The organism is Pseudomonas sp. GW821-FHT09C08 (assembly GCF_059418125.1).
On record NZ_JBWKPG010000001.1, the window covers coordinates 278,409 to 304,678 of the forward strand.

Sequence of the window (26,270 nt, forward strand, 5' to 3'; positions counted from 1 at the left end):
AGATGAAAAATTTGTCAAAAGGCCTTATTGCAGTTCGCGGATGATCCGGCAGAACACCGGGTCATCCAGGTAAGCCACGTTCAGGCGCGTCCACGGCACTGTGTTCTTTGGTTGCGTGGAAAAGATCGCCCCCGGCGCGAGCATCACGCCCTGGGCCAGGCACAGGCGGGTGAGGGCGTTGGCATCCTCGACAGTCGGGAAGCGGGCCCACAGGTACAGGCTCTGCTCGGGCCGGCAGAACACCTCGGCGCCGAGTTCGTCGAGCAGTGCCAGGCCTCGGGCGGTGGCGTGGCGCAGGCGATCCTGCAGGCGCGAAAGGTGGCGCAGGAAGTGCCCTTCGCCGAGGATCACGTCGATGGTGCGCTCGCTGTACTCGGCGCCGCTGTTGTGCAGGATCATCTTGATGTCCGCCAGTTCCTCGACGCGCTGCTTGCTGCCAGCGATAAAGCCCACGCGCAGGGCTGCCGACACCGATTTGGAAAAGCTGCCGACGTACAAGGTGCGGTTGAGTTGGTCGAGGGCCGACAGCTTGATCGCCGAACTGGGCTTGAAGTCGGCCATCGCATCGTTTTCCACCAGCAGCAGGTCGTAGGTCTCGGCGATGCGCAGCAACTGGTGCGCCTTTGCCGGGGACAGGTCCGAGCCGGTGGGGTTGTGGCCGATCGACTGCAGGAAAAACAGGCGCGGGCGATGGGCCTTGATCAACTGCTCCAGCGCCTGCAGGTTCGGCCCGTCGGGTTCGCGCGGCACGCCGAACATGCGCGCGCCCTGCAACTGCAGTTTGCCGAACAGCGGGTAGTAGCCGGGATCTTCGACCAGCACCGGGTCGCCGGGGTTGAGGTAGCGCCGGATGATCAAGTCCATCGCATGGTTGGCACCCAAGGTGGTCACCAGTTGGCGCGGCGACACCGGCAGCGCGTAGTCCGCCAGCTTTTGCACCAGGCGTGCGCGCAGCCCGGCGTTGCCCAGGCGTGTGCCGTAGCGAAACAGCGTGGTCACCCCGGCGCGCACCACCTGGCGATGGAACTTGTCCAGGCGCATGTCCATCAGCCATTCCACCGGCGGGAAGCCTTCGCCCAAGTGCGAGTGGCCCGGGTCGCGCACAAATTGCTGGCGCATCATCCAGATGGTGTCGAGGGCGCGGTTGTAGGGTTGGCTCTCTTCGTCTTCGCTGGTGTGGGCCACGCGCTTGATCACGAAAAAGCCCTGGCCATGGCGCGCCTCCACCAGCCCGTCGGCGGCCAGGTGCTCGTAGGCGGTGATCACGGTGTTCTTGGAATGCCCATGCAGGCGCATGTATTCGCGCAGCGATGGCAGCTTCTCGCCGGCCTTGAGGGCGCCGTCGGTGATTTGCTGGGCGATGGCGCTGGCCACCTGTTGCGCGAGGGTCGGGCGCGACATGCTGCAATTCCTCGTGGGTTCTTGTTATGGGTACAGTGGCTTAACTGTCCGGCAAAACTGTACCTTCTTTCAAGGCTACAGATGGGGCAATTTGGCGGCATCCAATAACAAATGACTCCTTGAGGAGCCCCTGAATGCCCATCGATTCCCGCTTGCCCAACTTCCGCAGCCTGTCCCCACGCCAGCGTCTTGAACACCTGCAACCCTTGCTCGGCTTGAGCAACGACGATGTGGCGCTGCTGCGTGACGCCGGTGCGCTGCCCCTGGAAATCGCCGATGGCATGATCGAAAACGTCATCGGCAAATTCGAATTACCGTATGCCGTGGCCAGCAATTTCCGCATCAACGGTCGCGACGTGGTGATCCCGCTGGTGGTGGAAGAACCGTCGGTGGTGGCTGCCGCTTCGTTCATGGCCAAGCTGACGCGCCCGGCCGGCGGTTTCCAGACTTCCAGCAGCGCGCCACTGATGCGCGCGCAGGTGCAAATCATCGGCATCAGCGACCCGTTCAATGCGCGGCTGAGCCTGCTGCGCAATAAAGATGAAATCATCGCCCTGGCCAACAGCAAGGACCAGTTGCTCAACACCCTGGGCGGCGGCTGCCGCGATATCGAGGTGCACACCTTCGCCGACAGCCCGCGCGGGCCGATGCTGGTGGCGCACCTGATCGTCGACGTGCGCGACGCCATGGGCGCCAACACGGTCAACACCATGGCCGAGGCCGTGGCGCCGCTGATGGAGCGTCTTACCGGCGGCAAGGTGCGCCTGCGCATCCTGTCGAACCTGGCCGATTTGCGTTTGTGCCGTGCCCAGTTGCGTATTGCCCCGCAGCACCTGGCCACCGCCGAGTACAGCGGTGAAGAGGTGATCGAAGGGGTGATCGACGCCTATACCTTCGCCGCCATCGACCCGTACCGCGCCGCCACCCATAACAAGGGCATCATGAACGGCATCGACCCGCTGGTGGTCGCCACCGGCAATGACTGGCGCGCGGTAGAGGCGGGGGCGCACGCGTACGCCTGCCGCAGCGGGCACTATGGTTCGCTGACCACGTGGGAGAAAGACCGCGAGGGCCACCTGGTCGGCACCCTGGAAATGCCCATGCCGCTCGGCCTGGTCGGCGGCGCCACCAAGACCCACCCACTGGCGCAGTTGTCCCTGCGCATCCTTGGGGTGAAAAGCGCCCAGGAACTCGGTGAAATCGCCGTGGCGGTCGGCCTGGCGCAGAACCTCGGCGCGTTGCGCGCGCTGGCCACCGAAGGCATCCAGCGCGGGCACATGGCATTGCATGCGCGCAATGTGGCGCTGTCCGCTGGTGCCCGTGGGGACGAAGTGCAGTGGCTGGTCGAGCATATGGTCGCCACCCATGACGTGCGCGCCGACAGTGCCCGGGCGCTGTTGCTCGACAAGCGCGGGCAGTGAGCATGAACAGCGTTCGGCTGGTGGAAGTGGGCGCGCGCGACGGCTTGCAGAATGAAGCGCGCAGCCTGTCGGTAGATACCCGCATCGCGCTGGTGGAACGCCTCGCCGATGCTGGCTTGCGCACCATTGAGGCGGGGGCCTTCGTGTCGCCGCGCTGGGTGCCGCAGATGGCCGATTCCGCTGCCGTACTGCGTGGCCTGGGCGAGCGCCATGGCGTGACCTACACCGCGCTGGTGCCCAACCTGCAAGGCCTGGACATGGCCCTGGCCGCCGGTTGCCGTGAGGTGGCGGTATTTGCGGCGGCGTCCGAAGCGTTTTCGCAGAAGAACATCAACTGTTCGATTGCCCAGAGCCTGGAGCGCTTCGAGCCGGTGCTGGCCAAGGCCCTGGAAGCCGGCGTGGCTGTGCGTGGCTACGTATCCTGTGTGCTCGGCTGCCCGTTCAGCGGCGCAGTGCCGGTGCCGCAGGTGGTCGCGGTGACCCAGGCGCTGTACGCCATGGGCTGCTACGAAGTCAGCCTCGGCGACACTATCGGTACCGGCACGCCGGGCGCGACCACGCGGTTGATCCAGGCCTGTGCCGACGCAGTCCCGCTGAGTGCCCTGGCCGGGCATTTCCATGACACCTACGGCATGGCCGTGGCCAATGTGCAGGCGGCGTGGCAGGCCGGGGTGCGGGTGTTCGACAGCTCGGTCTCGGGGCTGGGCGGCTGCCCTTATTCTCCAGGGGCCACCGGCAACGTGGCGACCGAGGAACTGGTGTATCTATTTGAGGGGCAGGGCATCGCCACCGGCGTCGACCTTGCAAAACTGCTGGAGGTAGCCGTCTTTATTGATAACCGGCTGCAACGCACCGGCGAATCGCGGGTGGCCAAGGCGCTGCGTGCACGTCCCCAATAACAATAAATGGAGAACCCATGAACCCTCTTACCGACACCCTGGCCGGCTTCGGCCCGCTCAAGGGCGTGACTATCCTCGATCTCACCCGTGTAGTGGCGGGGCCGTACTGCGCCATGCTGCTGGCGGACATGGGCGCCACGGTGATCAAGATCGAGCACCCCACCGACCCCGACCTGACCCGTGAATTCCCGCCCATGAGCCGCAGCACCCACGCGCCGGTCAGCGGTTTTTTCGCCCAGTTCAACCGCAACAAACAGGCGGTGTGCCTGGACCTCAAGCACGCCGACGGCAAGGCGACGTTCCTCGACATGGTGCGCAAGGCCGATATCGTCATCGAGAACTTCCGCCCCGGTACGATGGACAAGCTGGGCCTGGGCTACAAGGTGCTCAAGGCGGTCAACCCGGCGCTGGTGTTCACCGCCATCAGCGGCTTCGGCCAGCATGGGCCGAACTCGTCGCGCCCGGCGTTCGACAGCAGCGCCCAGGCCGCCGGCGGGCTGTGGTCGATGAATGGCACCGTGGAAGAGCCGATGCGCGTCGGCACCGTGCTGGGGGATCTGTCCGCAGCCCTGTATGCCGCGATTGGCACCCTCGGTGCCTTGCGTGAAGCCGAGCGCAGCGGCCAGGGGCAACTGGTGGACGTGTCCCAGCAGGACTCGATTATCTCGCTGACCGAAAACGCCCTGGTCACCTACACCGAGACCGGCGCAGTGGTCGGCCCGACCGGCAACGGCCATCCGTTCGTCAAACCCTACGGGCGCTATGCGTGCAAGGACGGCTTTGTGTTTTTCGGCGCCTACACGGACAAGTTCTGGCGCGAGGCCTGCCATGCCTTCGGTGATGCGGCGTTGGCCAGCGATCCGGAAATCGACACCATGGCCAAGCGTTTCGAGCAGGCCACTTACCTGCGGCGGGTCAAGCCCATCGTCGAAGGCTGGTGCGCGGCGCACACCAAGGCCGAGCTGGAAGCCCTGACCGGTGACCGCTTCCCGCTGTCGCCGATCAAGAGCATGGATGAAGTGGTCGCCGACCCGCATGTGCGCGAGCGTGACATGGTGGTCAGCGTCGAATGCCAGGGCGCGCATTTCGAGGTGTTCGGCAACCCGGTGAAGCTCTCCGGCGGCACCTTGGAGAAGGGCGCCAGCGCGCCGGGTGTCGGCCAGCATAACCAGCAGGTCTACCGCGATTGGCTGGGCCTGGACGCAGCGCAGTACGAGGACCTGGTCCGGCGAGGTGTGATTTGAGCCTGCTTACCGCCGAAATCACAGGCTGCATCGGCCAGGCATTGGCGCCGGTGCGTTTTCAAGTCAACCGCCAGGATATCCGTAAATACGCGGTCGCCACCGGGCAGCGCCAGGCGCGGTTCCTCGCCGGTGATGAAGCGCCGCTGATGTTTTTGTTCAGTGTGCTGATGCCGGTGCTGCCCCTCGACCACCTGCGCGAAGACGGCCATTGCCCGGACAGCCCGTTGCTGCCCGAGCTGCCGCTCAAGCGCATCCTCGCCGGCGGCAGCCGCTATGAGGTGCTTCGGCGCATTTACCCCGGCGATGTGCTGGTGTGCCGCCAGACCCTGGTGGACATCCACGAAAAACAGGGCGCCGAAGGGCCGCTGATTTTCCTGGTGTTCGAAAACCGTTTCGAGAACGAGGCGGGCGAGCCGCTGGTGACCGAATACCTGACCCGGATAGCGAGATGATCATGCCCACCCTCGACATCGGCCAGGCCTTGCCGTCACGGCAATACACGCCGGGCACCGTGCAACTGTTCCTGTACAACGCGGCGATCTGGAATGCCCACCGCATCCACTATGACCTGCTATACGCGCAGCACCAGGAAGGCCATCCAGCGCTGCTGGTCGATGGCCCGTTGCAGGGCGATTGGCTGACGCAGTTGCTCTACGACTGGATGGAGGACAGCGACGAACTGCTGGCCTTCGAGTACAGCAATCGGCGCGCCGCCTACGTCGGTGACGTGTTGACCGCCCACGGTGAAATCCAGGCCGTGGAGGGCGAACGCATCACGCTGGCGTTGCAGATCGTCAATCAACAGGGCCAGGCCACCACCGTGGGGCGCGCCACGCTGCGCCGACCCTGAACGCTTCACCCCCCTATAAAAACAACAAGCCCGAAAGGGCCGGAGGGCACCATGCAGCAACGTTTACCGCCGAAAAGGCAAAACCTCTACGAGGTCTGGGGCGACACCATTGATGGCCGTGACCTGGCGATGTCCATCGGCATTGGCGCGGTGGTCAGCCTGGGCGCCTACTTCGCCGCGCAGCAAGTGCTGCACCACCTGGTGGAGTCGGCGCAGATGGCGCGAGCCTACGCCATGCTGATCGGCATTCTCGGCTGCCTGGCCGGTGGCGCCATCAGTGCCAGGCTGTTTGCACCCAAGCGCGACGTGCAGGAAAACGTCGCCGACCAGAGCTTTCGCGAACAAGTGGTGGCTGACCTGCTCAAGGAATACGGCAGCCTCGGGCGCCTCGAGGACTTGTCCGCCGAGGTAATCGCCGAACTGCGCGAGCTGGAGTTGTATGAGCTGTTCCGGGAAGCCCAGGCCCGCGAAGAAAACGTGCCGGTCGCCCAGGCCCCGGCACTGACTCCCAGCCTCAGCGGAGGGCGCGGGTGATGGAAGTCTTGTTGCATGAAATCATGATGGCCTTCGCCCTTGGGCTGCTCGGCGCGGTGGTGTTCGCAGCCATCGGCCTGGTCTCCGGCACGGATGAGACCACCACGCTCGCACCGCTGACCATGCTGGTGGTGCTGCTGGGCGCGCCGCCGGCCGGGGTATTGACATTCTTCCTGGCCGGAGCCGTGGCCAAGCACATGACGCATGCCGTGCCGACCGCGCTGCTGGGGATTCCCGGCGATACCTCGGCCACGGCCCTGCTGGCGGATGCCAATTACCTGCGCAAACTCGGCGTGCCGCATATTGCCCTGCGCAAGATGATCTCCGGTGGCGCGGTGGCGGCGTTGATCGCCGTGCCGTTGTCGGTGCTGTTTGCGGTGCTGCTGGCGCCGTTCGGTGCGGTGATCAAGCAGTTCGCGCCATGGGTGTTCCTGTGCGCGGCGTTCACCATTGCCTATTTCTCTGCCGGGCGTTGGGCCGCCGTGCTGGCGCTGGTGCCGTTTGTGGTGGTGATCGTCGCGTTGCAGGCACTGACCGGGCAATACGGGGTCAAGCTGTCGGTGAGTTACTTCCTCGGCATCGCCGTGGCGCCGTTGATTGCCTCGCTGTTCTCGCTGTTGGCACCCAGTGAGCGCCAGCGCATGCGTCGGGACCACTACCGGGTGTTTTCCCTGGCCCCGGACGTGAAGGGCTGGAGCGGCTACTTTCCCAACCCGTTCAAGGTCATCAACCCGCGCCAGGTGCGCGTCACGGCCATGGCTGCCAGCGTTTCCAGCGCCACCTTCGTGTTCAGCCCGGTGGCGATGACGGTGATCATGGGCGAAGTGATCGGCTCGCGGATCAAGCAAGCCTATGACCGCCTGACCACGGTGATCACCGCGCGCAACGGCGTGACCGAGTCAACCTACATCGCCGAAACCCTGATCCCGCTGATGGCCTTCGGGCTGCCGCTGAGCCCGGTGGCCGCCGGCCCGGCCGCGCCGCTGTTCAACGCGCCGCCGCGCTTCTTCGTCGACAACGCCACCGGCGAGATCAACAACCTGCACAACCTGCTCAACACCTGGGAATTCCTCGGCTACGGCATGCTCGCGGTGATCGTGGCAATCCTGGTCGCGTACCCGTTCACCATGAACTTTGCCCACGGCGCCGCCGCCTTTGTGGTGCGCAAGATCAGCCATGAAGCGGTGATCGCGACCTTTATCGGCCTGGTGCTGGTGATCGGTATCTGGGAAGGCGGGCTGCTGGGGTTGATGGTGATTGTCACCGTGGGCCTGCTCGGCGGCTTCCTCGCACGCTTCCTGGGTTTCAACATCGGTGTGCAGTTCATGGGCTATTACACCGCCGTGCTGACGGTGCCGGCGATCATTGCGTTGACCGGCAACTAAACCGCTCCACCTCACCTTATCTCTCAAGCCAGCAGATACCCGTGATCTGCGACGGGAGGCGTTCGCCTCCCGAAAAGGAATAATAACAATGAAGATCCTTTTACGTGCCAACCCTGTGGTGCTCACCTGCCTGGTCTTCACGGCCGGCAGCAGCTACGCCGACGGCTTTATCGACGACAGCAAGGCCTCGCTGAACCTGCGCAATTTTTACCTCAACCGCAACTTCGTCAATGGCAACTACCCGCAGGCCAAGGCCGAGGAGTGGACCCAGAGCTTTATCCTCGATGCGCGCTCGGGCTACACCGCCGGCGTGGTCGGCTTGGGTGTCGACGTGCTGGGCCTGTACTCGGTAAAGCTCGACGGCGGCAAGGGCACGGCCAATACCCAGCTGTTGCCGGTGCACGATGACGGGCGGCCGGCGGATGATTTCGGACGGCTCGGCGTGGCGCTCAAGGCCAAGCTGTCGAACACCGAACTCAAGGCCGGTGAGTGGGCGCCGGCCTTGCCGGTGCTGCGGTCCGACGACGGTCGTTCGCTGACCCAGACCTTCCGTGGCGCGCAGCTGACGTCCAGGGAGATCAGCGGCCTGAGCCTTTACGGCGGCCAGTTTCGCGCCAACAGCCCGCGCAACGACGCGAGCATGGACGACATGTTCATGGCCGGGCGCCCCGATGCCACCTCCGACCGCTTCAACTTCGGCGGTGCCGAATACCAGTTCAACGACAAGAAAACCCAGCTCGGCGTGTGGTACTCGGAACTGGCGGATATCTACCAGCAGCGCTACTTCAACCTGACCCACAGCCAACCGGTGGGCAGCTGGGTACTGGGCGCCAACCTCGGCTATTTCTCCGGTGAAGAAAACGCCAAGGCCCTGGCCGGCAACCTGGACAACCGCGCGATGTCGGCGATGCTCTCGGCGCGTACTGGCGCGCACACCTTTTACCTGGGTGCCCAGCGCATGTCCGGCGACAACGGCTGGATGCGCGTCAACGGCACGGCCGGCACCAGCCTGGCCAACGACAGCTACAACTCCAGCTACGACGCGGCCAAGGAGCGCTCGTGGCAGGTACGCTACGACTATGATTTCGCCGCCCAGGGCCTGCCGGGCCTGACCTTGATGACCCGCTATATCCGTGGCGACAACGCGCATGTCGGCGCGATCACCGATGGCAAGGAATGGGGGCGCGAGTCCGAACTGGCCTATGTGGTGCAGAGCGGGCCGGCTCGCAACCTCAACGTGCGCTGGCGCAATTCGACCCTGCGCCGGGACTTCAGCACCAATGAGTTCGATGAGAACCGGTTGATCATCAGCTACCCGCTGTCGTTGCTCTAAGCCACTGATCGGCAGGCACGCCGCCCGGCGTGCCTGCCGATATCCGCCCCAGACAATCCGAGCCCGGTGCTAACTGTCTGCGCACGCCGGATCGACGCGGATATCGAGGAAGACGAAGCGCTTTTTCGGGTCCGCAGCGGCCATCTCCAGTTGCTCATCGATCAGTTCGCGCGCCTTGTCTACCGACAGTTCATGCTCGTTGCCCAGGGCGTCGGCGCAGCGCAAGGGCACGTGGCAGATCTGTGCGATGTCACACGCCGCATAGCCGTCGACACGCTTCGCGCCGGGTGCCGGGGCCGCGAGGGCACTCCAGGCGGCTTGGGTATCGAGGTATTCCTGCAGCACGCGAAATCGGTGCTGGCGCTGTTGCAGGCGCTGGAATCCATGGAGCACGGTGGGCAGATACTCATCGTTGAACGCTGTGGTCAGGTCCGGTCGGCCGGGGAACTGCCAGCGGCCATCGAAACGGATCCAGTCGCGCTCGTCCAGCGGTCGCCCGCGTCGGTTTGGCACCAGCTCGGCCAATAGCGTACCGGTGCAACTGGCGAGGATGTCGTTGCGCGGCCACTGCTCCCACTCGACGCTGAAATGGCCCAAGCCCTGGCGCGCAAAGTCGCGAATGGCGGTGGCCAGAAAGAACGCGGCCTGACGGTGATGCAGCACATTCCAAGGCTGTACCCCTAAATGCGCATAGACATCGCCGTAGGGTCCGTGCGCTTGGTAGAACACCAGCAAGGGCACCTCCCGTGCCCCCGGCGACGTTTCGTGGAAGCAGTCGAAGGGGGTGTCGATGTCGTCGGCAATCACGATATGGAAGTGCGCGCTGCGGTAGCGTTCGGCGATCGTTGCCAGCAGCCCCATGACATCGCCCGAGGTGCGCCAGGGTGAGCTGTCGTAATAATCGCCCGTGCGCTCGTCGGCGCCGTCCAGCCAGCTCGGCGGCACATTGAATTGCTCGGCGATGGTCGCGCAATTGGCCGGTGTCAGCCAGGGTTGCAGGGCATCGGGAGTGGTCAGGCGGGGCGGCGCGACCCAGGGGTCAATGTCGAGCAGCTCATTGAACGCCGGTCCTCGCACCCCGTGAGCCCGGATCACCTGCAGGACGCGGTCGGCATTTTTGTTGAAACTGCCCAGCAGGCTCAGCGCGCGGTGGCCCATTTCTTTTTCGAGTCGCTGTATGGCTTTGTCTATGTGCGCCTGACTGTTGTGCCGGGCCATGTCAAACAACCCCTCCAGATCGAGAATATCGGTCTTGGGGTCGAAGCAGATGCCGGCAGCATGAGCGTGTTGAGCGATCGAAGCCGCCCGGTAGTTTTTCTGCCGGCCACAGACCATCACGAGGTAGAGCTTTTGAAGCGTGGCGGGCAGGGACGGGACGTGGTCGAGGGTGTCTTTGACTTTGCGCGGAGTGCGCGTCACGGTGACTTGCACCCCCACAGTGCCATCGTCGGACAACAGGTCTATGCCAGGGTGGTTGGGGTAGTCCTTGTTCAGATCGATGAAGCCGCCCATGCCGCACAAGTGCGACATCAGCTCAGCGATCACCGATTCGGCCAGCCGGACGGTGTCCAGGAGGTGGGCATTTTTTTTCATCTCGACGTAGTGCTTGAACACCACCAGCATCAGGGCCAGTTGATCAAGTTGTGCATTGCGAGAAACCAGTGTGTCGTTCATGGCGAGCCGTGCTGCTGCAAGTGGAACGTGGAGTGTGCCAGCAGTGGTGGCTCAGGGCCATGATCTCGGTTATTGTCCCGCCTTCGTCTGGCGGCCACGGGCACTGCGCGGGGTGTGCCAGGAAAGAGATGGACGGTATTGGCCGGTGCCCGGAGAGGACGGCTCGATAGGAGATCAGATGATTGGCGAGACGTTTACAGCTTCCTGGCCGGATTATTTCGACGTCAATGTCGACATTGCCTGGACACCCCCCGCGCCCCACGACCTGCTGTTTTCCAACGGCATCCCGGAAAATGACTACGCCTATTTCTATGCCATTGTCGCGAGGGTCGACCGAGAATGGTGGCCTTACTACATCGGGATGACCTACAAGCAAACCGCCGCCGTGCGTCATCGGCAGGCCGACCACGTGCAGCGCCTGGCCAGGCTACGCGCCAACCATCCAGGCGTCACGTTCAGCCTGTGCCTGGGTGTGCCGACTTTTCAGGTGGGCCGGGATGACCCGGGCACCATCCGAGATATCGAAAGCTTGCTGATCTATGCGAATTGGCACGAGGACATGGTTAATGATTCCGGCATCAACAACTGTCGACCAGGCCGGCAGATCTACGTGCACAACTCAGGGTGGACCGACCACCTGTACAAGGAAGTTTCCTGCGGCGTGTTCTATCGAAGGTGATCCCTCACGGGCGCTGCGGCTTCACCGACGTACCGAAGGTGTTGCCCATGCGCACGCTGGTCGCCGCCGGAGTGGCCAGGCCGACCTTGTTCGGCTGGCGCCGCTCTACCGGGATGTTCTGCGCCTCGCGATTCTTCTGCGCGGCCTTGGTTGCATTCGTCTCGCTGCCCATCTGCTGGCTCAGGCACCCGTAGTCCGGCGCCTTGTAGCCGTCCACCGCGACTTCGGCGCAGCCACCCGGGGCATTGTCGGCCTGGGCGAGCAAGGGCAGGGCGGCGTACAGCAACAGGCTGGCGAGGGTCGGTAAATGCTTCATCAGTGCCTCCTGGCGGGCCCGGGGTGTGGGCCGTTGTGCCTGGCAAGTCTAGTGCAGCGGGCCTCTCGTCACCGTGATGTTTTTTTTGCTATCACCGTAACATCAGGTTCATAAACTGGCCTCAGGATGACGGTTTTCTAGGGCGCGTCGGCCGTGCAGCGATGCAGAGCAGGGGGTGAACAGGGAGCCTGGAGGCGCGCCGGATGCGTCCTGGTCTTGCTGTTGCTGCTGGCGGGTGGCGGCGCGGCGCGGGCCGAGACACCGCTGCTGGCGCTGGACCTGCCGGCACAAGACCTCGAGCACGCCCTGCAAGCCTACAGCCGCGCCACGGGCATGGCGGTGCTGGTCGACCGCGAGTTGACCCGGGGCCGGCGTTCCATCGGCGTGCGCGGGCGCTTCACGGCGCCTGAGGCGCTGGCGATGTTGCTGACAGGGAGCGGGCTGATGGCGCGTTACGCACGCAGCGATGCGTTTACCTTGCAGGTGCCGCAGGTCAGCCAGCCGCCGGCAGCGCGTGGCGCGGCGGCCCGTCAGGCGGCGCGGATCAACAGCAGTTATGCCACCGCCGTGCAGCAGGCCATCGAAGCCAGCCTGTGCCGGTCGCCGGTGACCCGTCCCGGCAGTTTTCGCGCGCTGGTGCAGGTCTGGGTCAATCCTGACGGGGTCATCGAACACAGCCGGCTGGTCAGCTCCACCGGCGATGAACAACGCGATGAAGCACTGGTCCGCAGCCTGGGCACGGCGCGGGTGGAGCGCCCGGCGCCAAGCTCGCTGCGCCAGCCGGTGACTTTACTTTTGATGCCCGACACAACAGGAATGCGCATGGAATGCACAGCAGTCAAAGGAGCCTCGGGCGGATGAAAAATACCGGGCACAGCACGATGGTCAGCCTGTTCCTGGCCTCCTACGAAGACTTCAAGGTGCGTTTGCGCAAGCGCCTGGGGTCGGAGGACCTGGCCAATGACGTCCTGCACGAAACCTATCTGCGGGTCGACCGCATGGACGTGCCGCCGAACCTGCAACAACCCAACGCCTACCTCTACCGCATGGCCTTGAACATCGCCGCCGACCGCCGCCAGGCCGATGCGCGCCTGCTCACCGGCAGTGAAGTGGAAGAGCTGCTGCAAAGCGCCGACGAAGCCCAGGACCCCTCGCGCGTGGTCGGCGGCCAGAAAGAAATCCAGTCCCTGGTCAAGGCGCTCTACGAGCTGCCGGCGCGCCGTCGCAAGATCCTCATCGCCGCGCGCCTGGAAGAGGCACCGCACCTGGAAATCTCCCAGCGTTTCGGCATTTCCACGCGTATGGTCGAGAAGGAAATCAAGGCCGCCCTCGGCCACTGCGCCAAGCGCCTCGAAAGAAAAGTGATCCAGCGGTTCGGTCCCGGGGCCGGAAAACCGTCTTAGTGTCGAGTCCCTGATAAATCCGTGAGTATGTGCGCGCTTGAATATTTTTAGCCTCTCCACCGCCCGGGAAACCGCCGCCAGCCCCCTGCACGATGAAGCCCGCGACTGGCTGGTCCTGCTGACCTCGGGCCGTGCCACCGTGGCCGACGCCAAGGCGCTCAAGGCGTGGTGCGCGCAAAGCCCCGAGCACGCCCAGGCGTTCGAGCAGGCCAAGGTGGTGTGGCAGCAACTGGCCCCGGCCGCCGCGCAAGTGGCGCAGCCGCGTCATTTCGGCCGGCGCGCTTTCCTCGGCGGCGCGATAGCCGCATCGGCAGCCGTGGTCATGGTGCACGTCGGCTCGCCCGGCGGCTTCGCTGGCCTGACGGCGGACTACCGCACCGAGGTCGGCGAGCAGCGACAAGTGCTGTTGAGCGACGGCATCAGCCTGGAACTCAACACCCAGACGCGCATCAGCCGAGTGGGGCAGGGCATCGAACTGCTCGAAGGCGAAGTCGAAGTGCTCGCCCATGCCGCGCAGCCGCTCCAGGTCCTGGCCGGCGCAGGCGCGGTGAGTGCGGCACAGGCACGCTTCAACCTGCGCAACACCGATCAGACCGTCTGCGTGACCTGTATCGAAGGCTGGCTCTCGGTGGACGTCGCCGGCCGCAGCGTGCGCCTGGAAGGTGGACGGCAACTCACCTACAGCGCCGCCGGCATGGGCGAACCCGTGGTGGTGGATACCCAGGCGGTGGTGGCCTGGCGCGAACAGGTGCTGGTGTTCAACAACGCCACACTGGCGACGGTGGTGGACGAGATCAACCGCTACCGCCCCGGCATGCTGGTGCTGCTCAACAAGCAACTCGGCCAACGCCGCGTGCAGGCACGGTTCAGCCTGCAGCAGTTGGCGGGGGTGGCGTTGTTGATTCGGGATGCGTATGGGGCCAAGTGCACGGAGTTGCCGGGTGGGGTGGTGTTGTTGAGTTAATCACTTCAACGGCCCCACCACCTGCCGATAGCGCTCCGCACCTTGGGGCGTCTCCCGGACCAGACTGATCTCCAGCCCCAACGGATCCTCACGCCGATTCCCGCTCAGCTGCCGCCAGCCCTTATCCGCCTCCCACACGCGCACCTGCAGATCACTGACCCCTGTCAGCACCACCACCGCGTCCTTCGCCGCCGGCAACGGATAGCGGTCCCGTGCAGGCGCCGCAGCGCGATACAAACGGTCGCCCTTGAGCCACCAACGTACCCGTTGCAGGCCATCCCCGGCGACGGGGGCGCTGCGAATGATGTCCAGCCGAAACCCTTTGCTGTCGGAACTGCGCACTGTCACGGCCGCCAGTCCATCAACCTTTTCTTCGTTGTTCCTGGAGGGATCCGGGGCGTTCAGTTCGACGCTGGCGCGCAGGCTGATGTCGCGTTGCATCTGGTTCAGTGCGCGCAGCAGCACTTCGGTCTGTTCGCTGCTGGCCTGCAGGTGCTGGTCGGCGCGGGTGACGCTGTCCAGCCCGCGCCAGGCGATGACGCTGACCAGCGCCATGAGCATGATCGCGACCATTACTTCGATCAGGGTGAAGCCCTGTTGGGAGGTGTTCATGGCTGGCTCACCACGCGCATCAAGCCTTGGGCGTCGCGTTGCAGGCTGAGGCGGTGTTGGCCGTCGGACAGCACCACGCGCAGCGCTGGGCTGATCCATTCGGCATCGAGTACCAGATGCTGGCGCGGTTCGACAGTAATTTGCATCGGTGTGCTTTCCCATAGGCGCGGGCGCAGTGGGTCATCGCCCTGGAAGGTTTCGATGCCGCTGCCGTCGTCGCTGCGGCGGTTGAAGCGAAAGCCCTCGGCATCCCCGCGCCAGGTGATCGGGCGGCCGTCCGTGCGGGCTTCGGCCTGGGCGATTTGCAGCAGTTGGCTGAGGCGCTCGGCGTCCTTGCGCAGCAGGTGCAGTGGGTCGGGCTTGATGGTCAGGCTGATGGCGGCGCTGGCAATGCCGATGATCACCAATACCACCATCAACTCGATCAGGGTGAAGCCGTGTTGTTTCATCGCAGGGCACCTGGAGAACTGGAGAGGAGCTGAAATAAAAACGTGCGAATTGAGCTGTAGGCTGGTGCCACGGACAAACAGGAGGTCCCACTCATGGCATTTGCCCTTCGTTTTTCACCGGCCCACGGGGTGCAGGCACTGGCGGTGCTGGCGGCGTTGGCCGGTGTGGCGGTCTGGACGCCGCTGCTGCTCACGTCGGCCGAATCCCACACACCGGCGGTCACGCCCCAGGCCCTCGCGGCGCGCAGTGATAACCCGGCGCTGCAATGGTTCTCGACTGCGCCGTCGGCAGTGCAGGTCAAGGTCTCGGGTGTGCTGGCCGGGGCACGCGGTGCCGTGGCGATCCTCAGCCTCAACGACGGCCCGCCCCGCAGCTTTTTGTTGGGTGAACGCCTCAGCCCCGGCGTGCGCCTGACGGCCATTGAAGGCGACGGCGTGGAGATCGAGCGCGGCGGCGAGAAGCTGCGCGTGAAGCTCGACAAGTTGCCGGACGGGCCTGCGCTGCCGCTGCTCACTCGACCCTGACCTGTGTGTCCAGGCGCGCCAGCGGCGGCGCTTCGCGGCGGGCGTCGAGCACCTGCACATGCACGTGAAACAGTGCGCCATCGGCGCTGATGGTTTGTTCGCAGCGCAGCTGCAAGCGGCCCTGGTCGCAGTCGAAGGTCTTTTTGCCGCTGCGCAAGTGGCCTTCCAGGCGCAACTCGGCCAGGCGGCTCTGCGCTGCCAGCAAGGCGATGGACTTGTCGCGCAGCAGACCATTGCTCTGGGTCATCAACCCGGCTACGCGCACGGCTGCGGCCATGGCCACGGCAATGATCGCCAGCGCCACCAGCACCTCGATCAGGGTAAAGCCTTGCGCCTTGCGACGGCTGTCCATGGGGGTCTCGAAAGCCTGGAAACAGGTCCGCAGACTAGCGCCGGGAGTTGACCGATTGGCGACCGAAACTCCCGAGGATTTTCAATACGACTGACATGTGTTCTTGCAACACTGCGCCACGAAATGCACTCAAGCCAAGGAATGTCGAGATGGATATCGCGCGCCTAACATCCCCATTGCCAGGGCCTCGCGGCCAGCGTGGCTTCACCTTGATCGAGATCATGGTGGTGGTGGTCATCCTCGGGATCCTGGCGGCGATGGTGGTGCCCAAGGTCCTGGATCGCCCGGACCAGGCGCGGGCCACGGCGGCGAAACAGGACATCGGCGGCTTGATGCAAGCCCTCAAGCTGTATCGGCTGGACCACGGCACCTACCCGAGCATGAACCAGGGCCTGAAGGTGCTGGTGGAGCGCCCGGCGGATGCGAAGAACAGCAACTGGCGCGCCTACCTCGAGCGCCTGCCCAACGACCCGTGGGGCAACCCTTATCACTACCTCAACCCGGGCGCCAATGGTGAGGTCGATGTGTTCTCGCTGGGGGCCGACGGCCAACCGGATGGCGACGGCGTGAATGCCGATATCGGCTCCTGGCAGTTGTAAGGCGCGCCATGAAACGGTATTCGCCCACAGCGGCGAAGCAGCGCGGCATGGCGATTATCAGCGCCTTGCTGATCGCGGCGGTGGTGGCCGTGCTCGCCGGCGCAATGCTCACGCGTCAGAGTGTGTTCACTCGCAGCCTGGAAGCCGAGCAATTGCGCGTACAGGGCCAGTGGCTGTTGCAAGGCGGCCTGGAGCGCAGCCGGCAGATGCTCTGGGAGGCGCGCCAGAAGGAGGTGCTGACGCGCCTCGACCAGCCGTGGGCGCAGGCCCAGCGCGGCGCGTTCGAGGGGCAGATCGAGGACGAGCAGGGCAAGTTCAACCTGCGCAACCTGGTCAACCGCCAGCAGCCGGATGCCGAACAATTGCAGTCCTTCGAGCGCCTGTGCCGCCTGATCGGGGTCGACCCGGCCGTGAGTCGGCGCATCAGCCAGCGGGTCATCGCCTCCTACGAGCAGAACGGTGTGCCGGCCAAATACCCGATGCTGCGCAACCTCGACGACTTGAGCGGCATTGACGGCCTGGACCCGGCGCTGTTGCGGCGCCTGCGCACCTATATCAGCGTGCTTCCCAGCAATACCTGGGTCAACGGCAACACCGCCAGCGCCGAAGTGCTCAGCGCGGTGGTGCCGCAGCTCAGCCTGGCCCAGGCGCGGGGGTTACTGGCCGAACGTGACGGCGGCCGCTGGTTTATCAACCGCGGGGATTTCGTCAACCGCCTGCACTTGCCCCAGGTGGCGGTGGATTCGGTGCAGGTGGGCATTACCAGCGAGTGGTTTCGCCTGCAGGGCCAGGCACGGCGCGAGCAGCGTCGGGTGACCCTCGACGCGCTGCTGCATCGCCCCGAAGACCGCCCGCCACGGGTGATCTGGTCGCGGGTGGGGGTATGAAACGCTTGCGTATTGGCCTGCCGCCGCTCGATGAGTTGAGCGTGGACAGCCAGGTGACGTTTGCCTGGCTGGAGCGCGGCGTGGTGGTGGACGAAGGGCACGCCAGCCTGGCGCAATTGGGCAAGACCCGCCAGGCGCTGGATTGCTTCCTGCATCCGCGCGACAGCCTGCTGACCAGCCTTGAGTTGCCGCCGTTGCCCGCGGCGAAAACCGCTGCGGCGGTGGCTTGTGCCGCCCAGGCGCTGATCCTCGGTCCGGTGGAGCAGATGCAGGTGGCCCACGGCCCGCGTGAAAGCGATGGGCGCGTGCAGGTCGGCTGGGTGTCGAAGGCCGGCCTGGAGCGGCTCGCCGCGGTCGTCGCACAGACCCCGCTCAAGCTGCGCGGTCTGTACCCGGCGCCGTATGCCTTGCCGGTCGGCGCGGCAGCGTTGGACGACGGCTATCTGTTGACCCGTGACAGCCTGCAGCAAGGCGCCGTGCACCCGTTGGGCTTGCAGACCCTCGATGTGCCGCTGGTGGAGGCGCACCAGCGTTGGAGCGGTGCCGTGCCGACCTGGGGCTTGCACGCGCGCCTCAGCCAGGCGCCCCGTGGCGGATGGGGCAGGGCGCTCGCCGGTGTGGCGCTGGCGACGGCGATCTGGACCGTCGGCCTCAACCTGTATGCCGCCCGCCAGGTGGATGAGGGCCAACGGCTCAAGGCGCTGATGAGCCAGCAGGTCCGCCAGGCATTTCCTGAATTGCCGGTGGTGCTCAACCCATTGCAGCAGGCCCGCCAACAGTTGGCTGCGCGCCAGAGCGGTGCGGCTGCCGATCCGGGCCAGCGCTTTACCCGCCTGTTGCAGCTGGCGGGCAGCAACCTGCCCTTCATGGTCGGCAGCGTCGAGAGCCTGGACTTCGAACAGGGCCGCTTGCACCTGGCGCTGCTCGCCGACAGTCGCAGCCCCACGGCCGTGGGCGATTGGCAAGCCGCGCTCGCCCAGGCGGGCTTTGTCGCCGAGCGCGATGAGCATGGCTGGAGCATCGGCCCGGCCCAGGCCGCCGAGAAACCGGAGGCCAGTGATGAATAAGTGGCGGCAGGTGCGCAGCCAGGCGCAGGTGTTCTGGAGCGGCCTGGCGTTGCGCGAGAAACGCCTGCTGAGCGGGGCTGCGCTGGTCCTGGCGAGTCTGTTGACCTGGCTGGTGCTGGTGCAACCCGCGCTGAAGAAGATCGAGTACTGGCAGGCCGAGACCCCCAAGCTGCGCGCCCAGGCGGCGGCCTTGCAGGTGCTGTTGCAGGACGTCGCGGCGCCGCGCCACGGCGATGAAACCGCGTTGCGCCAGGCCCTCGATGGCGCCGGCCTGCAAGGGCATTACCAGTTGCAGGCACTGGACGCCGGCGGCTGGCGCCTCACGCTGGAGAATGCCCCGGCAGACGCCGTGGTGAGCTGGTTGCTGGGCAATCCCCATTCGTTTTCCCTGGAGGTGTCCGAGGCGCGCTTGCAGCGCGCGCCGGATGCTGTCGATAACTCGGCCGGCACTGTGTCCGGGACCGTTCGCATGGATCAGGCGCTTGGCGCTAAGGAAGCTTCATGAAGTGGTCAGTCCCCCATCACGCGCCTTTTCGCAAGGTCGCGCCGCTGCTGTTGCTGGCGTTGAGCGCGTGCAGCAGCCCGCAGCCAAACACGCCCTTGCTGGTGGACAGCGAACTCGGCCAGCCTCTGGCCGACACCCGTCGCAGCGGCGAAACCCCGCTCGATCGCCAGCGTGAAGTCACGCCCAAACCCCGCGTGCAACACCCGGTCACCCACAGTGCACGCGGCCAGGCCCCGGCGCCGGTCAAGGCGCGCAACCCGCTGGGCGACCAGCCGGTGCAGCTCAATTTCGTCGACGCGGATATCCAGGCGGTGGTGCGCGCCTTGTCCCGCGCCACCGGCCAGCAATTTTTGGTAGACCCGCGTGTGAAAGGCAACCTCACCCTGGTCAGCGAGGGCCAGGTGCCCGCGCACCAGGCCTACGACATGCTGCTGGCGGCGCTGCGCATGCAGGGCTTCAGCGTGGTCGATGTGGGCGGCGTGGCCCAGGTGGTGCCGGAGGCCGATGCGAAGTTGCTTGGCGGGCCGATCTACAGCGCCGGCAGCAGCGGCATGCAGACGCGCACTTTCCGCCTGCAGTATGAAAACGCGGTGAACCTGATCCCGGTGCTGCGCCCCATCGTGTCGCCGAACAACCCGATCAATGCCTACCCCGGCAACAACAGCATCGTCATCACCGACTATGCGGAAAACCTCGCGCGCGTCGCGCAGATCATCAATGGCATCGACACCCCGAGCGCCATCGACACCGACGTGGTGATGGTGCAGAACGGCATCGCCGTGGACATCGCCGCGATGGTCGGCGAGTTGCTGGAAACCCAGGGCGCCGACCAGACCCAGAAGATCAACGTGATCGGCGACCCGCGCTCCAACTCGATCATCATCCGCTCCGGCAGCCCGGAGCGTACGGAGCTGGCGCGCAACCTGATCTACAAGCTCGACAATGCCCAGAGCAACCCGAGCAATATGCACGTGGTGTACCTGCGCAATGCCCAGGCCGGCAAACTCGCGCAGTCGCTGCGCGGGCTGCTCACCGGCGAAAACGATACCGGGGTGAGCGACGATGCCCGTGGCAAGCTCAGCAGCATGGGCGGCAATGGCAAGAACAGCCCGGCCACCGGCACCGCGCAAAACAGCAGCGGCACGCCCACCGGCAGCGGCGTGCAGTCGGGTTACGGGCAAGCCAGCGGCTCCACCACTGGCACCGGTAGCACTTCCAGCGACCAGGACACCGCATTCAGCGCCGGCGGCGTGACCATCCAGGCCGACGCCACCACCAACACCTTGCTGATTTCCGCCCCGGACCCGTTGTACCGCAACCTGCGCGAAGTGATCGACATGCTCGACCAGCGCCGCGCCCAGGTGGTGATCGAAAGTCTGATCGTGGAAGTCGGTGAGGACGACGCCACCGAGTTTGGCGTGCAATGGCAGGCCGGCAACCTCGGTGGCAAGGGCGGCTTCGGCGGCGTCAACCTGGGCGGCAGCGGCGTGAATGGCAAGCCCGCCAGCCCCACCAGCATTGATGTGCTGCCCAAGGGCCTCAACGTCGGCCTGGTCAACGGCACCGTAGACATCCCCGGGATCGGCAAGGTGCTCGACCTCAAGGTGCTGGCCCGCGCCCTGAAGAGCAAGGGCGGCACCAACGTGCTGTCGACGCCGAACCTGCTGACCCTGGACAACGAAGCGGCGAGTATTTTCGTCGGGCAGACCATCCCGTTTGTCACCGGCAGCTACGTGACCGGCGGCGGGGGCACCAGCAACAACCCGTTCCAGACCGTGCAGCGTGAGGAGGTGGGGCTCAAGCTCAACGTGCGCCCGCAGATTTCCGAAGGCGGCACGGTGAAGCTGGATATCTACCAGGAGGTCAGCACCGTGGATGCGCGGGCGTCGGTGGAGGCCGGCACGGTGACCAACAAGCGCGCGATCGACACCAGCATCCTGCTGGATGACGGGCAGATCATGGTGCTCGGCGGGCTGCTGCAGGACGGCTACAGCCAGAGCAATGATGCGGTGCCGTGGCTGTCGGATATTCCCGGCCTGGGCGCATTGTTTCGCAATGAGAAGCGCAGCGTGAACAAGACCAACCTGATGGTGTTCCTGCGCCCCTACATCATCCGGGACAGCGGGGCAGGGCGCAGCATCACCCTGAACCGCTACGAGTTCATGCGCCGCGCCCAGGGCGGGCTGCAACCGGAGCACAGCTGGGCGATGCCGGATGTGCAGGCGCCGCAGTTGCCTTCTGTGGAGAAGGCGATCCCGGGTGGCCAACAACAGGGGCCGCGGGCAGTGATCCGTGCGGTGCCGGTTTCCGGAGGGACGCGGCCGTGACTTATGGTTGCGCTCTTGGTGGGCGCTGGCTTGCCTGCGCTGCAGACACCTCGGTACGGCATGCACACCGAGTGGAGGCCTTCGCAGGCAAGCCAGCTCCCACAGAAAAGCTAACCAGCTTTCGCGTTGTTTTTGATCTTGACCTTGATCTTGATCTTGATCTTGATCCTAGGCGCCCCATCAAACACGCTGGCCGGAATTCGATATTGATTTGGGGGGTAAACCGGCAGGGATGCCGGTTTAGCCGCCCCGCGCCATGGATGGCGCGTGGCGGCGGCCGCCCAAATCAATGTCGGATTACGGGCACACCGAGCCTGGGCGAGGTGCCGAGTGTTGGGGCAAGAGCGTTTTGCTTACTTTTGCGCTCTTCAAAAGTGAGCCGCTGTAAGAGCGGAACCCCAAGTAGCCGTTACCCCAACAACGGATATGTACTCGGTCCCTCTAAATCCAGTGCAAGCGAGCCAAAACCATGAGCCTGCTCCCCTACGCCTGGGCCAAATCCCAACGCATCCTCCTGCGTCCCTGCGAGGAAGGCAGGCTACTCACCGTATGCCCCTCGACCCCCGGCTGGTCCATCAGCGAGGTACACCGTCAGTTCGGCCACAGCCGCCTTGAACAGGTGCGCGACGACGAACTCGACGGCCTGCTCGCCAGTGCCTACGCCGACACCGGCAGCGCCGCCGCCGTGGTCGGTGCCGCCGAAAACGAAGTCGACCTCGACCGCCTGATGCAAGACATGCCCGAAATCACCGACCTGCTGGACACCCAGGACGGCGCGCCGGTGATTCGCATGATCAACGCCTTGCTCACCCAGGCGGCGCGGGATGAGGCCAGTGACATTCACATCGAACCCTATGAAACCCATTCGGTGGTGCGCTACCGCGTCGACGGCACCCTGCGTGACGTGGTGTCGCCGCGCAAGGCGCTGCATGGCGCGCTGGTGTCGCGGATCAAGATCATGGCCCAGCTCGATATCGCCGAAAAGCGCCTGCCCCAGGACGGCCGTATCGCCCTGCGCGTGGCCGGCCGGCCGATTGATATTCGTGTATCGACCGTGCCGACCGGGCATGGCGAGCGCGTGGTGATGCGTTTGCTCGACAAACAGGCCGGGCGCCTGCAATTGGAAACCCTGGGCATGGAGCCGCAACTGCTGGCGCGCCTCGATACGCTGATCCGCCAGCCCCACGGCATCGTGCTGGTCACCGGGCCCACCGGCAGCGGCAAGACCACCAGCCTGTACGCGGCCCTGGCGCGGCTGGATGCCAGCACCAGCAATATCCTCACCGTGGAAGACCCGGTGGAATATGACTTGCCGGGCATCAGCCAGATCCAGGTCAACGCCAAGATCGACATGACCTTCGGCCTGGCCTTGCGCGCGATTCTGCGCCAGGACCCGGACATCATCATGATCGGTGAAATCCGTGACCTGGAGACTGCGCAAATCGCCGTGCAGGCCTCGCTCACCGGCCACCTGGTACTGGCGACCCTGCACACCAACGACGCGGTGTCGGCGGTCAACCGCCTGATCGACATGGGGGTCGAGCCGTTCCTGCTGGCGTCGTCGCTGTTGGGTGTATTGGCCCAGCGCCTGGTGCGGCGCCTGTGTCCGCATTGCAAGCAACAAGACCCGGCCGCGCCCGGCACCTGGCGCCCGGTGGGCTGCGCGCAATGCAACCAGGTCGGCTACAGCGGGCGTACCGGGATCCATGAATTGTTCTGCGTCGACGACGACGTGCGCAGCCTGATCCACCAGGGCGCCGGCGAGCAGGACCTGCGCGTGGCCGCGCGCCGCGCCGGGATGTTGAGCATGCGCGAAGACGGCGAGCGCTGGGTGCGCAGCGGCGCCACTGCGCCCGAAGAAATCCTGCGCGTGACGCGGGACGCCTGATGAATCGCTATCGCTATGAAGCCGCCGACGCCAGCGGCAAGGTCGAGGCCGGGCACCTGGAGGCGGACAGCCAGAGCGGCGCGTTTGCCGCGTTGCGCAGCCGTGGCCTGACCGCGCTGTTGGTACAGGTTGAAGGCAATCAGTCGAATGCCGCCGGCAGCAGCCTGTTCACTGCCAAGCTGTCGGACAATGACCTGGCCTGGGCCACGCGACAACTGGCGAGCCTGCTCGGCGCCAGCCTGCCGCTGGAGGCAGCACTGAGTGCGACAGTGGAGCAGGCCGAGAAAAAGCACATCGCCCAGACCCTCGCCGCCGTGCGTGCCGATGTGCGCGGCGGCATGCGCTTGGCTGATGCATTGGCGGCACGGCCACGGGACTTTCCGTCGATCTATCGCGCGTTGATCGCGGCGGGGGAGGAGTCCGGCGACCTCGCCCAAGTGATGGAGCGCCTGGCCGACTACATCGAGGAGCGCAACAACCTGCGCGGCAAGATCCTCACGGCTTTTATCTACCCCGGCGTGGTCGGGCTGGTGTCCATCGGCATCGTGATTTTCCTGTTGAGCTACGTGGTGCCGCAGGTGGTCAGCGCGTTTTCCCAGGCGCGCCAGGACCTGCCGGGCCTGACCCTGGCGATGCTCAACGCCAGCGACTTCATTCGCGCCTGGGGCTGGTTGTGTTTCGGTGCGCTTGTCGGCGGTTTCTGGAGCTGGCGCCTGTACCTGCGCAATCCCGTGGCGCGCCTGAACTGGCATAGTCGCGTGCTGCGCCTGCCGCTGATCGGGCGCTTTGTGCTGGGCCTGAACACCGCGCGGTTTGCCTCGACCCTGGCGATCCTCGGCGGGGCCGGCGTGCCGCTGCTGCGCGCGCTGGAAGCGGCGCGCCAGACCCTCTCCAACGACCGCCTGAGCCAATGCGTCAACGACGCCACCGCCAAGGTGCGCGAGGGCGTCAACCTGGCCCCGGCGCTGGCGGTGGAAAAAGTCTTCCCGCCGGTGCTGATCCACCTGATTGCCAGCGGCGAAAAAACCGGCGCGCTGCCGCCGATGCTCGAGCGTGCCGCGCAGACGCTGTCGCGGGATATCGAACGGCGCGCGATGGGCATGACCGCGTTGCTCGAGCCCCTGATGATCGTGGTGATGGGCGCGGTGGTGCTGGTGATCGTGATGGCGGTGCTGTTGCCGATCATCGAGATCAACCAACTCGTGACCTGAATACGGTCAAGAAAGCTGGGAAGGGGCTGCTCAGTTGATTTCGGCGCGGGCCGACATCGCCAGGCCCAACCTCGGGTTCCTCATTCCGTCACATCCAACCGCCCTTGCCACAGCCCGTACCGCCTCCACCCATTGCGGGCTGAAACCTCGCTGTCACCTGCGCCCAAAGCGTTCAGAACGATGACCAAAACACCCGAGAATCTTTTAAAAATCAAGGTGTTCCTCCCGAGGTTTTTTCCTATTGCTGTCATCGGAAACTGCGAAATTTCCTACCCATGGCCTCACCCCTCGCCACCCCCGCATCACGGCTTGGGACCGAAGCCATGGCGTCATGCAAGAGCCATCTACCCCAAACGTACAAACACGACGAAAGGAGCTTCTTCATGTTTAAGCGCAACGTTCTCGCGGTATCCATGACCCTCGCTGCACTGTGCTCGGCACAGGCTGCATTCGCTGACGTAAACGGCGGCGGCGCGACCTTGCCACAGCCGCTGTACCAGACTGCCGGCGTACTCACCACTGGCTTCGCCCCCTACATCGGCGTCGGCAGCGGCAACGGCAAGGCTGCCTTCCTGACCAACGACTACACCAAGTTCGTGGCCGGCGTTACCAATAAGAACGTGCACTGGGCTGGTAGCGATTCCAAACTGACTGCGACTGAATTGTCGACCTACGCATCTACCAAACAACCGGCCTGGGGCAAGCTGATCCAGGTGCCGTCGGTTGCAACGTCGGTGGCCATTCCGTTCAACAAAACCGGCAGCGCGAATGTTGACCTGAGCGTGCAAGAGCTGTGCGGTGTGTTCTCCGGTCGCATCAAGAACTGGAGCGGGATTTCCGGTGCTGGGCGTACCGGTCCGATCGTTATCGTGTATCGCAGCGAGAGCAGCGGCACCACCGAGCTGTTCACCCGTTTCCTCAATGCCAAGTGCAACGCTGAAACCGGCTCCTTCGCGGTTACCACCACGTTCGCCAACAGCTTCTCCGGTGGCTTGCCTGCCGGCGCCGTTGCTGCCACCGGCAGCCAGGGTGTAATGACTGCCCTGGGCGCCGCCCAAGGCCGCATCACCTACATGAGCCCTGACTACGCGGCCTCTACCCTGGAAGGCCTGGACGACGCCACCAAGGTTGCTCGCGTCGGTAAAGACGAAGCCAACGGCGTCGAAGGTGTGTCGCCAGCGCCGGGCAACGTTTCCGACGCCATCGCCCAGGTGCTGCCACCTAACGACCCAAGCGCTCCGCTGGACATCAACAACCCTGACAACTGGGTGCCAGTGTTCGGTCCAGTGGGCGCGGCCGGCGTTCAACCGTACCCTGATTCGGGCTACCCGATCCTTGGCTTCACCAACCTGATCTTCAGCCAGTGCTATGCCAACGCTGATCAGACCTCCCAGGTACGTGGCTTCTTCACCAAGCACTTCGGCGCCACTGCCAACAACGACGCCGCGATTTCGGCCAACCGTTTCGTGCCGCTGCCGGCTAACTGGAAAGCTGCCATCACCGACACTTTCCTGACGGCAACCAGCGGTCTGAGCATCGGCAAAACCAACGTCTGCAACGGCATCGGTCGTCCGCTGTAACCCACGCCTTCACCGACCTGCAACACCCGATCAGCAACGGCCTGTGCCGTTGCTGATTTTTTTGCGTTACCAGCCCCATGTGAACTTTCCATGACAGAAGTTCAGTCCGGCCCCTCGCCAACCGCCTAACCCTCATACGCGGGCGTGTCTTGCCCCTGGCGAATT

The 26,270-nt window shown here is 65.0% G+C and carries 27 protein-coding genes; 21 read left to right on the forward strand and 6 right to left on the reverse strand.

Features of this window, described 5'->3' with window-relative positions:
• Positions 1-24 precede the first annotated feature (24 nt).
• The gene (locus tag AC07OJ_RS01215) at positions 25-1,401 is read right to left on the reverse strand and encodes an aminotransferase-like domain-containing protein (protein WP_065905889.1); all 1,377 of its coding nucleotides are present in this window, start codon (positions 1,399-1,401) and stop codon (positions 25-27) included.
• A gap of 134 nt (positions 1,402-1,535) precedes the next feature.
• Between AC07OJ_RS01215 and AC07OJ_RS01220 the strand changes: the two genes are divergently transcribed.
• The 8 genes from AC07OJ_RS01220 to AC07OJ_RS01255 all read left to right on the forward strand — a co-directional run bounded on the left by AC07OJ_RS01220 (position 1,536) and on the right by AC07OJ_RS01255 (position 9,067).
• Positions 1,536-2,822: a hydroxymethylglutaryl-CoA reductase, degradative gene (locus AC07OJ_RS01220; protein WP_495093713.1), complete on the forward strand. Its 1,287-nt coding sequence runs from the start codon at positions 1,536-1,538 to the stop codon at positions 2,820-2,822.
• Positions 2,823-2,824: 2 nt separating this feature from the next.
• Positions 2,825-3,721, forward strand: a complete 897-nt coding sequence (locus tag AC07OJ_RS01225) for a hydroxymethylglutaryl-CoA lyase (RefSeq protein ID WP_495093714.1) — start codon at positions 2,825-2,827, stop codon at positions 3,719-3,721.
• A 17-nt stretch (positions 3,722-3,738) separates the two neighbouring features.
• Positions 3,739-4,965, forward strand: coding sequence for a CaiB/BaiF CoA transferase family protein (locus AC07OJ_RS01230; RefSeq protein ID WP_262135056.1), 1,227 nt, complete (start codon positions 3,739-3,741; stop codon positions 4,963-4,965).
• Positions 4,962-5,417, forward strand: a complete 456-nt coding sequence (locus AC07OJ_RS01235; protein ID WP_495093715.1) for an FAS1-like dehydratase domain-containing protein — start codon at positions 4,962-4,964, stop codon at positions 5,415-5,417. Before AC07OJ_RS01230 ends, AC07OJ_RS01235 begins: the two co-directional genes overlap by 4 nt.
• Positions 5,414-5,815 carry a hotdog family protein gene (locus AC07OJ_RS01240; protein WP_083221441.1) on the forward strand — a complete coding sequence of 134 codons (402 nt, stop codon included), beginning with the start codon at positions 5,414-5,416 and terminating at the stop codon, positions 5,813-5,815. Before AC07OJ_RS01235 ends, AC07OJ_RS01240 begins: the two co-directional genes overlap by 4 nt.
• A gap of 51 nt (positions 5,816-5,866) precedes the next feature.
• On the forward strand, positions 5,867-6,349 hold the full coding sequence (locus AC07OJ_RS01245; RefSeq protein WP_201144042.1) for a hypothetical protein: 483 nt from the start codon (positions 5,867-5,869) through the stop codon (positions 6,347-6,349).
• Complete coding sequence (locus tag AC07OJ_RS01250) at positions 6,349-7,734, forward strand: tripartite tricarboxylate transporter permease (protein WP_120448214.1); 1,386 nt, start codon at positions 6,349-6,351, stop codon at positions 7,732-7,734. Before AC07OJ_RS01245 ends, AC07OJ_RS01250 begins: the two co-directional genes overlap by 1 nt.
• A gap of 88 nt (positions 7,735-7,822) precedes the next feature.
• Complete coding sequence (locus AC07OJ_RS01255) at positions 7,823-9,067, forward strand: OprD family porin (protein WP_065905902.1); 1,245 nt, start codon at positions 7,823-7,825, stop codon at positions 9,065-9,067.
• Positions 9,068-9,136: 69 nt separating this feature from the next.
• On the opposite strand, the gene AC07OJ_RS01260 is transcribed toward AC07OJ_RS01255, so the two are convergent.
• Complete coding sequence (locus tag AC07OJ_RS01260; protein ID WP_495093716.1) at positions 9,137-10,741, reverse strand: SMEK domain-containing protein; 1,605 nt, start codon at positions 10,739-10,741, stop codon at positions 9,137-9,139.
• 178 nt (positions 10,742-10,919) lie between these two features.
• Between AC07OJ_RS01260 and AC07OJ_RS01265 the strand changes: the two genes are divergently transcribed.
• Positions 10,920-11,420 carry a hypothetical protein gene (locus AC07OJ_RS01265; protein ID WP_065905905.1) on the forward strand — a complete coding sequence of 167 codons (501 nt, stop codon included), beginning with the start codon at positions 10,920-10,922 and terminating at the stop codon, positions 11,418-11,420.
• Positions 11,421-11,424: 4 nt separating this feature from the next.
• Here the strand turns inward: AC07OJ_RS01265 and AC07OJ_RS01270 are convergent, their stop codons facing one another.
• Entirely contained in the window at positions 11,425-11,736 is a 312-nt protein-coding gene (locus AC07OJ_RS01270) for a hypothetical protein (RefSeq protein ID WP_495093717.1), read from the reverse strand.
• A gap of 216 nt (positions 11,737-11,952) precedes the next feature.
• On the opposite strand from AC07OJ_RS01270, the gene AC07OJ_RS01275 reads away from it, so the two are divergent.
• From AC07OJ_RS01275 to AC07OJ_RS01285, 3 genes are read left to right on the forward strand one after another with little or no spacing between them, the layout of a single operon-like run.
• Positions 11,953-12,597: a secretin and TonB N-terminal domain-containing protein gene (locus AC07OJ_RS01275; RefSeq protein ID WP_495093718.1), complete on the forward strand. Its 645-nt coding sequence runs from the start codon at positions 11,953-11,955 to the stop codon at positions 12,595-12,597.
• Entirely contained in the window at positions 12,594-13,139 is a 546-nt protein-coding gene (locus AC07OJ_RS01280) for an RNA polymerase sigma factor (RefSeq protein WP_016980117.1), read from the forward strand. The genes AC07OJ_RS01275 and AC07OJ_RS01280 overlap by 4 nt, the downstream gene beginning before the upstream one ends.
• 37 nt (positions 13,140-13,176) lie before the next feature.
• Positions 13,177-14,103 carry a FecR family protein gene (locus AC07OJ_RS01285; RefSeq protein ID WP_065905911.1) on the forward strand — a complete coding sequence of 309 codons (927 nt, stop codon included), beginning with the start codon at positions 13,177-13,179 and terminating at the stop codon, positions 14,101-14,103.
• Here the strand turns inward: AC07OJ_RS01285 and AC07OJ_RS01290 are convergent, their stop codons facing one another.
• Both AC07OJ_RS01290 and AC07OJ_RS01295 read right to left on the reverse strand, forming a co-directional pair.
• Positions 14,104-14,715, reverse strand: coding sequence for a type II secretion system protein GspJ (locus tag AC07OJ_RS01290; protein WP_495093719.1), 612 nt, complete (start codon positions 14,713-14,715; stop codon positions 14,104-14,106).
• The gene (locus AC07OJ_RS01295; protein ID WP_495093720.1) at positions 14,712-15,164 is read right to left on the reverse strand and encodes a GspH/FimT family pseudopilin; all 453 of its coding nucleotides are present in this window, start codon (positions 15,162-15,164) and stop codon (positions 14,712-14,714) included. The genes AC07OJ_RS01290 and AC07OJ_RS01295 overlap by 4 nt, the downstream gene beginning before the upstream one ends.
• Positions 15,165-15,257: 93 nt before the next feature.
• Here AC07OJ_RS01295 and AC07OJ_RS01300 point away from each other — a divergent pair, with 93 nt between their 5' ends.
• A complete protein-coding gene (locus tag AC07OJ_RS01300) occupies positions 15,258-15,689 on the forward strand; it encodes a type II secretion system protein N (RefSeq protein WP_495093721.1) in 432 nt (143 codons plus the stop codon).
• On the opposite strand, the gene gspI is transcribed toward AC07OJ_RS01300, so the two are convergent.
• Positions 15,676-16,041 (reverse strand): type II secretion system minor pseudopilin GspI, encoded by a 366-nt coding sequence (gspI, locus tag AC07OJ_RS01305; protein WP_106804366.1) that lies wholly within the window; start codon positions 16,039-16,041, stop codon positions 15,676-15,678. The genes AC07OJ_RS01300 and gspI overlap by 14 nt on opposite strands.
• Before the next feature lie 149 nt (positions 16,042-16,190).
• Here gspI and gspG point away from each other — a divergent pair, with 149 nt between their 5' ends.
• The 8 genes from gspG to AC07OJ_RS01345 all read left to right on the forward strand — a co-directional run bounded on the left by gspG (position 16,191) and on the right by AC07OJ_RS01345 (position 26,105).
• Positions 16,191-16,640, forward strand: coding sequence for a type II secretion system major pseudopilin GspG (gspG, locus tag AC07OJ_RS01310; protein WP_065905919.1), 450 nt, complete (start codon positions 16,191-16,193; stop codon positions 16,638-16,640).
• A gap of 8 nt (positions 16,641-16,648) precedes the next feature.
• Positions 16,649-17,527 (forward strand): type II secretion system minor pseudopilin GspK, encoded by an 879-nt coding sequence (gspK, locus tag AC07OJ_RS01315; protein ID WP_495093722.1) that lies wholly within the window; start codon positions 16,649-16,651, stop codon positions 17,525-17,527.
• Positions 17,524-18,594, forward strand: coding sequence for a type II secretion system protein GspL (gene gspL, locus AC07OJ_RS01320; RefSeq protein WP_495093723.1), 1,071 nt, complete (start codon positions 17,524-17,526; stop codon positions 18,592-18,594). The genes gspK and gspL overlap by 4 nt, the downstream gene beginning before the upstream one ends.
• Positions 18,587-19,099, forward strand: coding sequence for a type II secretion system protein M (locus AC07OJ_RS01325; RefSeq protein ID WP_495093724.1), 513 nt, complete (start codon positions 18,587-18,589; stop codon positions 19,097-19,099). The genes gspL and AC07OJ_RS01325 overlap by 8 nt, the downstream gene beginning before the upstream one ends.
• Positions 19,096-21,426, forward strand: a complete 2,331-nt coding sequence (gspD, locus tag AC07OJ_RS01330) for a type II secretion system secretin GspD (protein WP_495093725.1) — start codon at positions 19,096-19,098, stop codon at positions 21,424-21,426. The genes AC07OJ_RS01325 and gspD overlap by 4 nt, the downstream gene beginning before the upstream one ends.
• Positions 21,427-21,895: 469 nt before the next feature.
• The gene (gene gspE / locus AC07OJ_RS01335; protein WP_065905923.1) at positions 21,896-23,314 is read left to right on the forward strand and encodes a type II secretion system ATPase GspE; all 1,419 of its coding nucleotides are present in this window, start codon (positions 21,896-21,898) and stop codon (positions 23,312-23,314) included.
• Positions 23,314-24,525 carry a type II secretion system inner membrane protein GspF gene (gene gspF, locus AC07OJ_RS01340; RefSeq protein ID WP_065905925.1) on the forward strand — a complete coding sequence of 404 codons (1,212 nt, stop codon included), beginning with the start codon at positions 23,314-23,316 and terminating at the stop codon, positions 24,523-24,525. The genes gspE and gspF overlap by 1 nt, the downstream gene beginning before the upstream one ends.
• Positions 24,526-24,908: 383 nt before the next feature.
• Positions 24,909-26,105 (forward strand): substrate-binding domain-containing protein, encoded by a 1,197-nt coding sequence (locus AC07OJ_RS01345; protein WP_065905927.1) that lies wholly within the window; start codon positions 24,909-24,911, stop codon positions 26,103-26,105.
• Positions 26,106-26,270 lie beyond the last annotated feature (165 nt).